At 49.0% G+C, this 13336-nt stretch carries 14 protein-coding genes; 5 read left to right on the top strand and 9 right to left on the bottom strand.

The window, feature by feature from the left end; genetic code table 11:
* Positions 1–3: 3 nt before the first annotated feature.
* Positions 4–1368 (bottom strand): ethanolamine ammonia-lyase subunit EutB, encoded by a 1365-nt coding sequence (locus PDUR_RS03875; RefSeq protein WP_042205186.1) that lies wholly within the window; start codon positions 1366–1368, stop codon positions 4–6.
* A 38-nt stretch (positions 1369–1406) separates the two neighbouring features.
* Positions 1407–2852 (bottom strand): ethanolamine ammonia-lyase reactivating factor EutA, encoded by a 1446-nt coding sequence (locus PDUR_RS03870; RefSeq protein ID WP_042205185.1) that lies wholly within the window; start codon positions 2850–2852, stop codon positions 1407–1409.
* A 261-nt stretch (positions 2853–3113) separates the two neighbouring features.
* Between PDUR_RS03870 and PDUR_RS03865 the strand changes: the two genes are divergently transcribed.
* Positions 3114–3767: an MtnX-like HAD-IB family phosphatase gene (locus tag PDUR_RS03865; RefSeq protein WP_042205184.1), complete on the top strand. Its 654-nt coding sequence runs from the start codon at positions 3114–3116 to the stop codon at positions 3765–3767.
* Positions 3764–4828, top strand: a complete 1065-nt coding sequence (locus PDUR_RS03860; protein WP_042205183.1) for an iron-containing alcohol dehydrogenase family protein — start codon at positions 3764–3766, stop codon at positions 4826–4828. Before PDUR_RS03865 ends, PDUR_RS03860 begins: the two co-directional genes overlap by 4 nt.
* Positions 4829–4928: 100 nt before the next feature.
* Here the strand turns inward: PDUR_RS03860 and PDUR_RS03855 are convergent, their stop codons facing one another.
* Positions 4929–5336 carry a hypothetical protein gene (locus PDUR_RS03855; protein WP_218918436.1) on the bottom strand — a complete coding sequence of 136 codons (408 nt, stop codon included), beginning with the start codon at positions 5334–5336 and terminating at the stop codon, positions 4929–4931.
* A gap of 403 nt (positions 5337–5739) precedes the next feature.
* Here PDUR_RS03855 and PDUR_RS03850 point away from each other — a divergent pair, with 403 nt between their 5' ends.
* Positions 5740–7284, top strand: coding sequence for a flavocytochrome c (locus tag PDUR_RS03850; protein ID WP_042205181.1), 1545 nt, complete (start codon positions 5740–5742; stop codon positions 7282–7284).
* A 338-nt stretch (positions 7285–7622) separates the two neighbouring features.
* On the opposite strand, the gene PDUR_RS03845 is transcribed toward PDUR_RS03850, so the two are convergent.
* Positions 7623–7808, bottom strand: coding sequence for a hypothetical protein (locus PDUR_RS03845; protein ID WP_042205180.1), 186 nt, complete (start codon positions 7806–7808; stop codon positions 7623–7625).
* Positions 7809–8121: 313 nt separating this feature from the next.
* Positions 8122–8460: a winged helix-turn-helix transcriptional regulator gene (locus PDUR_RS03840; RefSeq protein ID WP_042205179.1), complete on the bottom strand. Its 339-nt coding sequence runs from the start codon at positions 8458–8460 to the stop codon at positions 8122–8124.
* A gap of 179 nt (positions 8461–8639) precedes the next feature.
* Here PDUR_RS03840 and PDUR_RS30260 point away from each other — a divergent pair, with 179 nt between their 5' ends.
* Entirely contained in the window at positions 8640–8837 is a 198-nt protein-coding gene (locus PDUR_RS30260; RefSeq protein WP_042209032.1) for a DUF2798 domain-containing protein, read from the top strand.
* 54 nt (positions 8838–8891) lie between these two features.
* Entirely contained in the window at positions 8892–9353 is a 462-nt protein-coding gene (locus PDUR_RS03830) for a pyridoxamine 5'-phosphate oxidase family protein (RefSeq protein ID WP_042205178.1), read from the top strand.
* 300 nt (positions 9354–9653) lie between these two features.
* Here PDUR_RS03830 and PDUR_RS03825 read toward each other — a convergent pair whose 3' ends face one another.
* The 4 genes from PDUR_RS03825 to PDUR_RS03810 form a co-directional block, all read right to left on the bottom strand.
* Positions 9654–10547 (bottom strand): sensor histidine kinase, encoded by an 894-nt coding sequence (locus PDUR_RS03825; protein ID WP_042205177.1) that lies wholly within the window; start codon positions 10545–10547, stop codon positions 9654–9656.
* A gap of 20 nt (positions 10548–10567) precedes the next feature.
* Positions 10568–11311, bottom strand: coding sequence for an ABC transporter permease (locus PDUR_RS27060; protein ID WP_052409992.1), 744 nt, complete (start codon positions 11309–11311; stop codon positions 10568–10570).
* Positions 11304–12230, bottom strand: a complete 927-nt coding sequence (locus tag PDUR_RS03815) for an ABC transporter ATP-binding protein (protein ID WP_042205176.1) — start codon at positions 12228–12230, stop codon at positions 11304–11306. The genes PDUR_RS27060 and PDUR_RS03815 overlap by 8 nt, the downstream gene beginning before the upstream one ends.
* Positions 12231–12318: 88 nt before the next feature.
* Complete coding sequence (locus tag PDUR_RS03810; RefSeq protein ID WP_042205175.1) at positions 12319–13005, bottom strand: response regulator transcription factor; 687 nt, start codon at positions 13003–13005, stop codon at positions 12319–12321.
* Positions 13006–13336: the final 331 nt, after the last annotated feature.

Raw genomic sequence — 13336 nt, 5'->3', positions numbered from 1 at the left:
AATTTATCCCATGAAAAGGGTCGGATCACCGGCCGCATCCGTCAGCTTGCCATCGGCCATAATCCCCATCTTGACCAGCCATTCCTCAAACGCCGGTGCCGGCCGCAAACCAAAGGTTTCCCGCAGCGCGGCGAGATCGTGAAAGCTGAGGGACTGGTAATTGAGCATACAATCGTCCGCCATCGCCACGCCGATGAGAAAGTTAACACCCGCCGATGTCAGCAGCACGCCAAGGTTCTCCATATCGTTCTGCTCCGCCATCATGTGGTTCGTATAGCATACATCCACGCCCATCGGAAGCCCATGCATTTTGCCCATAAAATGGTCTTCCAATCCGGCACGAATGACCTGCTTGCTGTCGTACAGGTATTCCGGTCCGATAAAGCCGACGACCGTGTTGACGAGAAACGGCTTGTATTTTCGGGCCAGCCCGTAGCATCTCGCTTCGAGCGTCACTTGGTCAATCCCGAAATGAGCGTAGGAGGACAGCTCCGAGCCCTGCCCAGTTTCAAAATACCAGTAATTCGGCCCCTGCGAAGCGCCCTTCAACCGCATCAGCCCATCCGCTTCGTCCAGCAGCCGGATATCCACGCCGAAGCCTTTATTGCCCTGCTCCGTTCCGGCCAAGCTTTGGAACAGCAAATCCATCGGAGCCCCTTGCTCGATCGCTCTCATTTGGGTCGTTACATGCGCAAGGACACAATTCTGGGTCGGGATGCTCCACCTGTCCATCACTTCTTTGGTTGCCGACAAAATCGCCCGGACGCTCTCCGCCGAATCAATCACCGGGTTGATCCCGATGACCGCGTCTCCGACGCCGTAGCTGAGCGCTTCGTACGTAGCCGCCAAAATACCGGGAATGCTGTCCGAGGGATGATTCGGCTGCGCCCTTGTGGCCAGCACGCCCCGCTGCCCGATTTCGGTGTTGCACCGGGTAACCGTGCGGATTTTGAAAGCTGCTGTAATCAAATCGAGATTGGACATCACTTTGGCGACGGCGGCAATCATTTCACTGGTCATGCCGGAACCGATTCGCTTCAGATCATCCGGCCCGGCCTTATGGGACAAGATATACTCGCGAAGCTCGGCGATGCTCCAGTTCCGAATCCCGTTATACACCGTCTCGTCGATCGTTTCTTCAATCACCCGCGATACTTCATCTTCTTCGGGCGGCAGCAGCGGATCACTTCTGATTTCACTCAGCGTCAGGTCGGCCAGCACAAACTTGGCGGCGATCCGTTCGCGGGCATCCGCTGCTCCAATTCCGGCCAACTGGTCGCCTGACTTCTCCTCATTCGCTTTGGCCAGAATTTCTTTGAGACTGTTAAAATGGTAGGTCTGCCCGAGCATGTTCATGCTCTTGATCATCCATTCGCCTCCTTTCCGCATCGGTTATGGATTATGAGTTATGAAAAGGCCAGTGTCTTGATCACAACAGGAACGAGAAAGCCGGGCAGCGGTTCCCCGATATCGATGTAGTCGCCGCGCTCCACCCGAATTTGATCGATACTGACGATGTTCAGGCGCTTCCCGCAGCGGATCGATAAAGCCTGACCCAGCGCCTTGGCCATGTCATGCTCGCAGACAACCGTCATTATTTTCGCATCGGGAAAATGTCTGGTGAATGTATCAAGCAGCGCCCCGGCCACCGTCTGCAGTGTAGAGTACGAATGGATAACGGCTCCGCTTAAAGCGATGGCGCAAGGAGCTTCGGCTTCCGGCAGAGCATACCTTGCGGCCTCAAGCATCGCATCATCGGCCTCCCGGGTCCAGTCCTCGGGCCTTCCCCCCGTGTACTCCAGATGGAGGACCGGGAGATTTCGGAGCGGCAGCACCGCCGGATCGATATGTACGGTGGAGCCGCTGATTTCGACGCTTTGCATACCTGCGCCGATGACGGTCGCCCGTACGGTTTGAGCGGAGGTGACGATCCGGAACGGCCACCGGTCTTCTTGCTGCCGCAGCGAGCTGGCCAGAAGCGGGCCAATGTCTCCGTACCTGGCAATGGCGGCCATGGATTCCGGGACTTCCCGATTCTCCATTAAGGTGCTGATCCCGCCGGAAATCATGAGCTCGTCAATCTCCGGCAAAGGTCCGGCGGGCGGCGACCCGGCGATCAGATGCCGAAAAGAAGGATCAACCGCTTCCTTGGCCAAATAAGCCAACATTCCGCTGCACATCGCAGAAGCAATCGCTCTGAGCTGCTCTGGAGTCGTCTTCCTGCCTGCCGCAAGCGGAATCCGGCGTTCTTGCAGCCATTTCAGCATATGCGGAGAAACCGAATGAACATTACCCTGCTCATCCAGTCTGATCAACCGCCCCCCGACATGGAAGGTGATAGTGCCGATCGCTCTCCCCTGCCGAAAATAAGCGACATTCGCTGTACCGCCCCCAATATCGATATTCGCCACAACTCCCGGAAAGTCCCTGGACCGTTGTTCGGCGCCGGAACCTTTACCGGCGAGCAGGCCTTCCAGATCCGCTCCGGCGGCAGCTACGACGAAATCCCCGGAACGCTCCGCCAGGTAATGCACGACCCGCCGGGCATTCGTCTTGGTTGCCGTTTCCCCGGTGATAATGACGGCCCCCGATTTGACCTCGGACAGGCTCAAACCGATATGATCGTATTCATTCCGCAAAATCCGGGCAACTTCATCCATATCGATTTCATCCTGGGACAGCAGCGGCGTGGAGTAAATCGGGCTGGCATACTGCAGTTCCCGTTCTACAATTTCATAGCGGGGCAAATGGAAGGCCCCCGACACCCGCCCGAGCCGAAGCCTGCTGACAATCAGTTTCGTCGTGCTGGTTCCAATGTCGATGCCGACACTTGTAAACGACAGCTCATCCATCCATTGCCCCGTCCCTCCCTATAACTTACAGCAAAATTGAGCATGCGGATCTCGAATCCCAACCTGTATACAAGTTCTATGACGTCATTATAAAGCAGGGATTGCTATTATTCAATCAAATTTTAATTAATTTTCAGAAAAAATTTCAGCCCCTATGATCAGATTTTTATGAGCGTGAAGCTTATAAATAGCCTTATATTTTAAACAAAGTATGGTAATCTTAAACTGTGAAATACTTTTATTCCTGGGGGGTCCATAACAATGAAACCATTTGCTTTTCTCTCCGACTTTGACGGCACGCTTTCGCAGCGCGATTTTTACCACTTGATGATTGACCGTTTTTTCCCGGAATGGGGACATCAATTTTACCAGGACTGGAAGAAAACAAAGAAGATTGATGTGGAGTTCCTTAACCATATTTTCGGCAAGCTTAATCTTACGGAAGAGCAGCTGCTCGACGAGATCCGCAAAATCCCGCTCACTCCGGGGGCGATTGATTTTGTTCATGAGGTTCAGGCGCGCGGTGGAGACTTTTATATCGTAAGTGCGGGTACGTCATGGTATATCGAACGGCTTATGCAGGCGCTGGAAATCCCGAATGTAACGGTCATTTCTATGCCGGCCGTACACGAGAACGGCGCGCTGCGGATTGTTCCAGACACCGCAAACCCTTTTTTCTCGAAGGTTTTCGGGCTGGATAAACGTAAGGTGCTTGAGGATATCCGGGGACGCTACCGGACGGTTCTATTTGCCGGGGACAGCGAGCCGGACCTGGAAGCGGCCAAAGCGGCCGACATCGCCTTCGCCCGTGGCGAACTCCGCGATCTGCTGACGCGGGACGGAGTCAGTTGTGTGCCGGTTGAAGATTATCATGCCATTTCCGGCTATCTGAATGAGAACGGGTGGCCGACATGAAGCGGCAGGCCCACGAAGTAGCAATCCCTGCGCTTCTGGAGGTTGGCGACCAGGTACTTTCCCATTTTGGGGAACTGCTTGGCAAGGCCGGGTTCTCGCGCATTGTGCTCTGCTTTGGCGAAGGCATTCGCCCTTTATGCGAGCCGCAAATTGTGCAATCGTTGATCGAGCAACCGCAGATTGAAGTTCTGGACAACCGGGATGTTCTGGACAACAGCCTCGAATCTATTGCCAGTATTGCCTTTACGCTTCCTGCCCGTACAGAAGCCATTGTCGGTATCGGGGGAGGAAAGGGGCTGGATATTGCGAAATATATCGCGTTTTTAAACGGTCTGCCGTTTATCAGCGTACCGACTTCGGTCGCCCACGACGGCTTTGCCAGCTCCGGCTGTTCCCTTTATGTGGGGGGCCGCCGCACGTCGGTTCCCGCCCGGATGCCTTACGGCATTTTGGTCGATCTTGGACTTGTCCGGAATTCGCCGGTTCAGTTCCTTTACAGCGGACTGGGCGATATCCTCTCTAAAATCCCGGCGATTTTCGACTGGCGGTTTGAGGAATCGCTTGGCGCTACCCGTGTGAACGACTTCGCGGTGATGATGGCCAAAAAATCGGTGAACAGCATTGTGCGCATGCCCTATACCGATATTCGCGAGTTCTTTTTTATTAAAGAGATTGTGGATTCCCTTACGCTTTCCGGGATTGCCATGGAGATTGCCGGCAGCAGCGCCCCCGCAAGCGGCAGCGAGCACCTGATTTCTCATGCCCTGGACCAGATTGTAGAGCGGCCGCAGCTTCACGGGATTCAGGTCGGAGTGGCCTCTTACCTGATGTGTCTCGTGCAGGAGCATCGGGTGGAGCGGGTTCGTAAATTCCTCGGTGAAACCGGATTCTTCGATTTCGTCGCGACGCTCGGGATGAAGCGCGAGGATTTTGCACGGGCGATCGACCTGGCCCCATCCATTAAGCCGTCCCGCCGGACGTATCTGCATCTGCCGGAGATGCGCGAGAAGGCGCTGCAAATGCTTCGCAGTGATGAGACGCTGGGGCGGATTTTGAGTTGATTGGGCAATCCGACGCAGCAGTCGTTCCTTTTTGAACGGATCTGATGCAAAAAGACGCTGGGCTAAACGGCTCCGAGCGTCTTCTTTTTTTGAATTATCACTATTTACCTGCGTCTAAGCCAAACTCGACCGCATCTTCATAGCTGTTAACTTTCTTCACCGTAAAATACTTCATGAATTCTTTCGTCCACATATCCATTTCTTCTTCTATTTCGTTTACTTCATTCATGATGAATACAACATTTTTACAATCTGTATTTGCCATAGCTGGAAGCAAGACAGAAAATCCCCATTCTATATCTTCTGGTTCATCTTCAAATCCGTTTCTCGCATCTACAACAAAATTACTGTTTGGGTATTTCTTAAGCAGTTCCAGAGCAAATGTTGTTGGGGTTCTATAGTCATCATTACAGCAGAACTTTTTCCATGTAAGAAATACTATATTGTCTTCCGACATATATTTCACATGACTAAATTCTGAATCAAACTCATTTTTCTCTATAGCCATACTCATAAATCTCCCCCTGCTGATTGGATTAATTCCTATCATACCTAACCAGCGTCATCATGTATATGAATGTTAACGGAGCCCGGCTTAAAGTATCCTCTATCATCAAAGCCTCCAGTTCACGCCCCATTGAAATTTGTACTGTGACATTATCAAGGACATACTTCAACATAATTGTGAAATACTTCACAAACAATTAGAGTTAATGCTATACTTAATGTGATGAACTAAAGAGGATAACGATGGAGACCGGGGACGTAACCGCGAAAACAGATTTGAAGTTCCGAGAGTAAGGCCACACTCGTACTCCTTCACTTCCAATTTCGTCTGTTACTCTCTTCTTTTTTTGTTTGGTTCTTTCTTTCATCTTAATTAAAGAGATTTAAAACTGGGGGGTTACACAATGAAAAAGAAAGTATTACCGGCTCTTACTCTCGTTCTCTCGCTCCTGCTCGTTATCGCGGGATGCGGCGGCGGGAATGCGGGCAACAACACGGGGAACAAAGAAGCGGCTGGAGCAACTGCGGGACCGACAGCGGGAGCAACTGCGGAAGCCACTTCGGGAGCGTCTACAGTTGAGTACACGCCGATCGATCAACTGAAAGATAAATACGATATCATCATTGTCGGCGCAGGCGGTGCCGGTATGTCTGCCGCACTTGAGGCCAAAGCAAATGGCAAAAACCCGGTAATTTTTGAAAAAATGCCGGTTGCCGGCGGGAATACAACCAAATCCTCTTCGGGGATGAACGCTTCGCAGACGAAATTCCAAAAAGAGCAAGGCATTCAAGACAGCAATGATTTATTTTATGAAGAGACATTAAAAGGCGGCCATGGCACCAACGACAAAGAGATGCTTCGTTTCTTCGTTGACAATTCCGCAAGTGCGATCGATTGGCTGGACTCCATCGGCATCAGATTGAACAATCTCACGATTACCGGCGGAATGAACGAAAAGCGCACACACCGTCCTGAAGACGGCTCCGCGATCGGAGGTTACCTGGTCAAAGGATTGGTGAAGAATGTAAGAGAACAAGGCATTCCGCTTTTTGTTAACGCCGACGTGAAGGAGCTTACGCAAGCAAACGGCAAAGTTAACGGCGTGAAGGTCCTCTTCAACCAAGCCGACGAAAAAACCATTACTGCCGATGCTGTCATTGTGACGACAGGCGGATTCGGGGCCAACAAGGAAATGATTGAAGAAGTTAGACCGGATCTCAAAGGTTATGTGACCACGAACCAAGTAGGCAGCACCGGCGACGGCATTAAGATGATTCTTAACGTTGGCGGCACAACCGTGGATATGGATCAAATCCAGGTTCACCCGACCGTGCAGCAGGAAAAATCCTATCTCATCGGGGAAGCGGTTCGCGGCGAAGGGTCCATCCTCGTTGCCCAAGACGGCAAACGTTTCGTTAACGAGCTGGACACCCGTGACAATGTTACGGCAGCCATCAATGCCCTTACCGAAAAATCCGCTTATCTGGTATTTGATTCCGGCGTGAAATCCCGCGCTAAAGCGATTCAGCAGTATGAAAAAATGGGCTTTGTGAAAACAGCCGATACCATCGAGGCTCTGGCCAAAGAAATCGGCGTTCCGGCGGATCAACTGAAAGCGACACTGGATACATGGAACAGCAGTGTGAAAAATAAAAAGGATGCCGAATTCGGCAGAACTACAGGAATGGACAACGATCTGTCCGCAGCGCCATACTACGCGATTAAGATCGGCCCTGGCGTTCACTACACCATGGGCGGCGTGAAGATCAACACGAACACCGAAGTGCTCAATAAAGAAGGCAAACCGATTCCGGGCCTTTTTGCAGCAGGCGAAGTCACCGGCGGCCTGCACGGCCAAAACCGGATCGGCGGTAACTCCGTAGCCGAAATCATTATTTTCGGCCGCCAAGCGGGGATTAAAGCGGCTGAGTTCGTAAAAGGGAAATAAGATATTCGCTTTCTCTATTTTACTGAGAAAACAACAAACGCTTGGGCCATCATGGTCCAAGCGTTTTGTTTTGTTATTTGGTTCGGAGACTCCGGGTAGAGTGAGCTCCCGCCTTATATTGCTTGATGCTTGCGGGACCGCTCATGATCATACTCTCGGCGATATTAAACTTAGAGCACAGCAGGCCGCTGCTTTGAATCAGCGGCCTGCTGCTTTAAAGTCCATCCGTAATAATTTCACAACAGTTTCCACGTACCTTGAGCAGCTATCACGGATGGGGATTCTATTAAATCCTGATAGATTTATCGTATGGTAACCCGATACATGTTCTATTATTTCTACAACGACTGGTCCATACCTGGATGAGACTCCGGCGCAGACCTCTTCAATTCCGGAAAGAAATAATCAACCAGCGCCTCGTAGCGATCTTGTGCGGACAGACAGGTATCCATTAAGTACCCTTTTTCTAAACAGAATTCCTTAAGGCCGCGATAATAAAGTTCCATATGTCGCTCGATTTCCATAATGGTTCTTGCCCTGCCCTTCTAGTAAGTACCGATTCAATGTTCGTGTTCAACGTCTGGACAAATACTTCTTTATTCTCATACATCCGATTGAATACTCGGACAAACGAATACTACAAACCTACTCATTTTCTTTCCGGATCGGGTCGTTCAGCATTTACGTTAAACATTTTTTCTCCCCTCGGGATGAAGTCTTTTTAAGTGAGTTTGCACAAAACTATTGACAGACCCATTTTTATAGCAGTCATCGTTTTGTTGCCTTCTTGAATTGGAGCTCAATAGCACTTATCTCTCTAGAGCCTTGGATATGTTGTTATTGCTCTACATCCTTGGGAGTACTCATCTTCATATGGTTTATTCCCCATAGGTTCATAGAGTCCAAAACGGGTTTTAGCGTTTCTCCAAGCTCCGTAAGGGAATATTCGACTTTAGGCGGAACCTCGGGATACACTTTTCGAATAATTAATCCATCAATCTCCATTTGGCGAAGCTGTTGTGTTAGCATCTTCTGACTTATGCCTCGGATTTCTTTACTAAGGTCGCCAAATCGTTGCGTTCCCATGTTGTGTAAATTCCTCAGAATAAGCACCTTCCATTTATGACCTATTAGATTAACTGTATGTTCAATAGGACATGAATCTCCACATGGCATTGTACTCTCTCCCGTCTATATTCAATTCTTACCATTCGGTTCGTATCTTACAAAATAGTGCTTACTTGCGGAAAACTTGTAATGGTTTTATGGTAATGGAAATCAATTTGATTAGCAATTCAAGCTGAAGGGAGAGTCTGTAATTGATTAAAAAGTCTACGAATATATTGTTTGGCTTAATGATGGGTGGGTTTACCTCGTTTGTAGTGTCATTCGTCTTGACAATGGTAAATAATGGTTTGACTGATTTTATATCTCACTGGATTAAGAGCTGGATGATTGCTTTTTGTTTAGCAGTGCCCATTGTTATTTTCATAGCGCCATTGATAAAAAACGCAGCCGTTAAATTAACAGAAATCACAATAAACACCGAGTGATCCAATAGTATTAAAATCAGGCACTTTAAACAGATAGGGAGAAGGTATAAGCGAATGCGAACCATGATAAGCAAAGAGAAGCAGCTTACTCACGAGGAAGCAATTGAAATATTGGCTGGCTCACAAATGGGGCTGCTAGCAACTGCCGATAAAGATGGGCAGCCTTACGGAACGCCTATAAATTATATATACAGCGATAATTCCATTTATTTTCACTGCGCATTGGAAGGACATAAGCTGAATAATATTGCCGAGAATACTCGCGTTTGTTTTACGGTGATCGGCAAATCTGAAGTAGTGGCTAAATCTTTTACATCGCATTATGAAAGTGTAATCGTCTTCGGTAAAGCCGTTGTAGTTGTTGGGCTGAAAAAACTACATGTTATGAGGAAATTTGTGGAAAAATACAGCCCGGACTACCTCGCTCAGGGGGACAAGGTAATAGAGATGTTTATAGACAAGTGTCATGTCGTGCAAATTGTCATATCACATGTAGCAGGAAAAAAGAACGGTTAAGCAACTCCGTATATTGTTCCAAAATGGACTTGAGTCGAAAGAGCAGAAAAAAACGACACCCCTCCCTTTCAATACTGAAAGGAAATGCGTCATTTTTATCCATTCGATTTCATCTCATAACAACTCCATAACCCTCAGCAGCTCTTCTTCCGTCAAATGAACGTTCAGGGTTTGGATATTGTGCTCAATCTGTTCCGGGCGCTTGGCTTCGGGGACGATAACGTCAACCATGATGGTATCGTCTTCGTATATTTACCTGTAAACAAGCCGACTCTTAGTCAGGCGCAAATTGTTCCTTTTCTATTTATCCCATTCCAAATAAATCGTAAATAGGGGTACGTTATATTCCGCATGTACGCGATAGCCCATTTGCTGCATCAATCCCTTCACAACCGCCAACCCCAATCCGGTGTTGTGCTCCGTCCGCGCCCGGTCCGCAGTGAAGCTTCGTTCAAACAAATTCGGGAGATCCTCTTCCTGCAAGGATGACGTTTCATTGGAAAGGATCGTTACACATTTGCCCTCTTTCACTCCTTGAAACAGGTGCAAGGAACGATGGCCGTGCTTCAGAACATTTTGCAGCAAGTTCATATAAATTCGCATCACGATCTCTTCATCCGCTATCACGGAGCAATTCCCTTCCGAAAGGTCAAGGGTGACTTGAAAACCCGCAGCAGTAATTTCCGGGTAAAAATCGAACAAAGCCCGTTTCAGCAAAACTTGCAGATTGACTTTATGCAAAAGGACAGGATAGTCGCCTGCTTCAATTCGGGATAAATCATAAAAACCGCCGATTAGCGACCGCAAGGCCTTGGCGCGGTTCTCCACAACAGTTAAATATTCCTGAGCCTCTTCGGCAGAAATGTTATCCTCCTGCAACAGCTCGATATATCCGAGCATCGAAGTTAGCGGGGTGCGCAAGTCATGAGTTATGTTGGCAATCTGCTTGCGAATTTGCCGTTCCTTTCTTTCATGGAGGATCCGCTCGGCCTGCCTGGCGGAAAGAAGACGGTTAACTTCAACCAACAGCGCTTCCAGTTGCTTGTCCGGCGAACGAAAGTGGATAAGCCGGTTCGTACGTAGATCGAACTGAATGTGTCGGATTTGCTCTGCCGCCAGTTTAACGGATCTGCGGAGCAATAAATAGAGCGCGGCAAAAAGGATAGCCGCACCTGCGAACACGACGGACCCCATCTCTGTTACGCTCCTTCGGTTTATTTGAATTCTTTCGTCTCCACCCGTATGGAGCTGACCATGAACGCAACGAGTACATACGCCATTCCGATTGTCCAGCAGAGGATCAATCCGTTCGGCTTCAGCCAGGCGAAGTCATGGGCTGCGGCATAGGGGAACAGCGGCACGGTGTTCACAACCTCTCTTAATGCGGATACTCCATTGGCAAACATGTAATACATCTCGGGCAGGACAATGATAATGACGGCATAAGACACCAGGTGGGTCAAAAGCTTACCGGTCAGAAAACAAAGACAATGGGAAACAGCCAAAGCGGCCAGAGTCAACGGCAGCACACCAGCGATGGAAGATGTAAATCCAATAAAGCTGGACGTTCCGTTGTTGGGCAAAAGCAGAAACACACCTAACGCAAGTACAATATAGGTCACTGCCCAGGCGATTGCCCAAAACAGAAGCTCCATGATCCATTTTCCGTAAAAAACAGTGCTTCGGGTAATGCCGTAAGTCACCGTGTTTTTTAGCGTTCCATCCGTAAAATCATCCGCTACGATCAAGCTGACCATAAGCGGAACAATAAAAAACAACAAGCCCCACATATTCGAAGCGGACTTGAACACAAACTCCGTGTTGGCATAGCGTTCCGTTCCCGTAGCCGCCGTAAGCAACGTCATGAAGAGAGGCACAAGTACGCAGGCTGCCAAAAAAACATACAGCGCCTTTTTGTGAGCCAGCCGGTACAACTCGCTTTTCAAATAATTAGTCATCTGTTTCCCTCCCCACTAAAGAAACAAAGTAATCCTCCAAATTCATTCCTCTCGGTTCCAGTGAGAAGAGCCGGATGTCGTTTCCCAGCAATACCCGGGCCACTTCATCCGCCTTGCCATGCAAATTATAAATGTGGATCGACTTGTCCGGCTGTACGCTGTAACGAATGTCCTGGAAATGTTTTTCGAGAAGGGCAGCCGCTCTAGTTTCGCTATCGACCACCAGCCTAAGAAATTGATTGCAATTTTCTTTGAGCTGCTGCGCCGTCATCGTTTTTACGATTTTACCGCGGTCAATAAAAGCATAAGCCGTTGCCAGATTTTGCATTTCCGCCAGCATATGACAGGAAATGAGCATCGTAATCTGTTTTTCCCGGTTCAATTTCAACAGCATTTCGCGGATCTCTACAATACCCAGCGGATCAAGACCGTTGATCGGTTCATCCAGCACAAGAAAATCGGGATGATTCATAAGCGCAAGGGCAAGTCCCAGCCGCTGCTTCATCCCCAGCGAGAAATCTTTGAATTTCTTGCAGCCGGTATCTGTCAAACCCACTTCATGCAGAGCGGCCTCCACCGTCCCCTTGCCGGGAATTCCTCTCTGAATCCGATAATACTCCAGATTTTGCCGGGCCGTCATGTCACGGTAAAAGGCGGGCGTCTCCACGATGGCCCCCATCCGTTGCCTCGCCTGCCGCAGCCCTTCCGGGGTGGCCGCCGAAAACAGCTCCAGTTCCCCGCCCGTGGGCAGAGACTGTCCCGTGATTAATTTTAACAGGGTTGTCTTGCCGGCTCCGTTTTTGCCAACCAACCCCAGAATTTCTCCCTTAGTTATAGACAGGGTAGTGGGAAAGAGGGCGGTTAAGGACCCGTACGTTTTAGACAATGATTTTGCAGCCATAATTTTGTTCTTTGGCATTGTTAGATCACCTCGTACCTTCACTTTACCGGATCGGCAAGCAGCAAGTCCTTAACAAAGCGTAAAGAAACGTAAAGAAAGTATAAAGTCAGGCCATTTTAAAACCGATGCCCCACACCGTTTCAATGTAGGTCTGGCCCGGGGCGTTTTTGGAAAGCTTGCTGCGCAGGTTGCTAATATGCACGTTAATGGTGTTATCTTCTACGGCATGCCTTTCATGCCACACCGCTTGGTACAAATCTTCCCGGGTGAACACTTTGCCGGGAGACCGTACCAGAATAACCAGCAGCTCAAATTCTTTGGATGTAAGCGTCATTGGCTTATCCGCTACTTTAGCGGTTCTTGAAGCTATGTCCAGAACAAGGTCTTGATAAACCAACGGCTTTACTATCTGCTCCGCTGCACTGAAATCTTTATAACGCCGCAGCTGCGCTTCAATCCGGGCCAGAACCTCTTCCTTGTCAAAAGGCTTCGTTATATAGTCATCCGCACCGTTTTTGAGTGTTTCGATTTTCCCTTTCGTTGCCGTCTTGGCCGAGATGACGATGACCGGCACAAAGGAGTGGCTGCGGATATCTTTAATTAATTCTTCCCCGGACATTCCAGGAAGCATCAAATCCAGCACGACCAAATCATACCCCTGCATGGATAAAAGCAGCTTCGCCTCACTACCGGAAAACGCCGACTCCGTCCGGTATCCCTGTTTGTTCAATAGAGTGCATAGCAAACGGTTAATATCCGCATCATCTTCAACCACCAATATGCTGAATCGCATGGATTCCCTTCCCTCCGGTTTTATTCACAAGGCACACCTCCATTTAGTATGACCCTGAATATGTTAAGCAAGGACAATTTTAACACAAGCCTTTGGGTCTTCTTATCCAAGAGACAACAAAAAGCCGCTGCTCCGGAAGAGCCTGCGGCCTGCCACTTTAAAAACTACATCTGTGTTAACCACGCAACGCTCTCTACATGAACCGTATACGACAGCATATTGGAGTTGTTTGGAATCTGTGTTAGTTGGTTAAAACCCTTGATTTATAAGGGTTTTAACCATGACATATTGTTCTATTTGGTTAAGTTTGATTGTTTGTTGACGCTTAATG

The sequence above is a fragment of the Paenibacillus durus genome (assembly GCF_000756615.1).
Lineage (GTDB): Bacteria > Bacillota > Bacilli > Paenibacillales > Paenibacillaceae > Paenibacillus_AQ > Paenibacillus_AQ durus.
This window is presented reverse-complemented; position numbering and strand designations above follow the sequence as displayed.

Excerpts from the sequence above, each read along its gene's own strand:
- PDUR_RS03870 (WP_042205185.1), bottom strand. The coding sequence starts at position 2,852 with ATGGATGAGCTGTCGTTTACAAGTGTCGGCATCGACATTGGAACCAGC.
- PDUR_RS30260 (WP_042209032.1), top strand. The coding sequence starts at position 8,640 with ATGATGGGTGGGTTTACCTCGTTTGTAGTGTCATTCGTCTTGACAATG.
- PDUR_RS27060 (WP_052409992.1), bottom strand. The coding sequence starts at position 11,311 with ATGACTAATTATTTGAAAAGCGAGTTGTACCGGCTGGCTCACAAAAAG.
- PDUR_RS03875 (WP_042205186.1), bottom strand. The coding sequence starts at position 1,368 with ATGATCAAGAGCATGAACATGCTCGGGCAGACCTACCATTTTAACAGT.
- PDUR_RS03865 (WP_042205184.1), top strand. The coding sequence starts at position 3,114 with ATGAAACCATTTGCTTTTCTCTCCGACTTTGACGGCACGCTTTCGCAG.
- PDUR_RS03860 (WP_042205183.1), top strand. The coding sequence starts at position 3,764 with ATGAAGCGGCAGGCCCACGAAGTAGCAATCCCTGCGCTTCTGGAGGTT.
- PDUR_RS03850 (WP_042205181.1), top strand. The coding sequence starts at position 5,740 with ATGAAAAAGAAAGTATTACCGGCTCTTACTCTCGTTCTCTCGCTCCTG.
- PDUR_RS03825 (WP_042205177.1), bottom strand. The coding sequence starts at position 10,547 with ATGGGGTCCGTCGTGTTCGCAGGTGCGGCTATCCTTTTTGCCGCGCTC.
- PDUR_RS03845 (WP_042205180.1), bottom strand. The coding sequence starts at position 7,808 with ATGGAAATCGAGCGACATATGGAACTTTATTATCGCGGCCTTAAGGAA.
- PDUR_RS03815 (WP_042205176.1), bottom strand. The coding sequence starts at position 12,230 with ATGCCAAAGAACAAAATTATGGCTGCAAAATCATTGTCTAAAACGTAC.
- PDUR_RS03840 (WP_042205179.1), bottom strand. The coding sequence starts at position 8,460 with ATGCCATGTGGAGATTCATGTCCTATTGAACATACAGTTAATCTAATA.
- PDUR_RS03830 (WP_042205178.1), top strand. The coding sequence starts at position 8,892 with ATGCGAACCATGATAAGCAAAGAGAAGCAGCTTACTCACGAGGAAGCA.
- PDUR_RS03810 (WP_042205175.1), bottom strand. The coding sequence starts at position 13,005 with ATGCGATTCAGCATATTGGTGGTTGAAGATGATGCGGATATTAACCGT.
- PDUR_RS03855 (WP_218918436.1), bottom strand. The coding sequence starts at position 5,336 with ATGGCTATAGAGAAAAATGAGTTTGATTCAGAATTTAGTCATGTGAAA.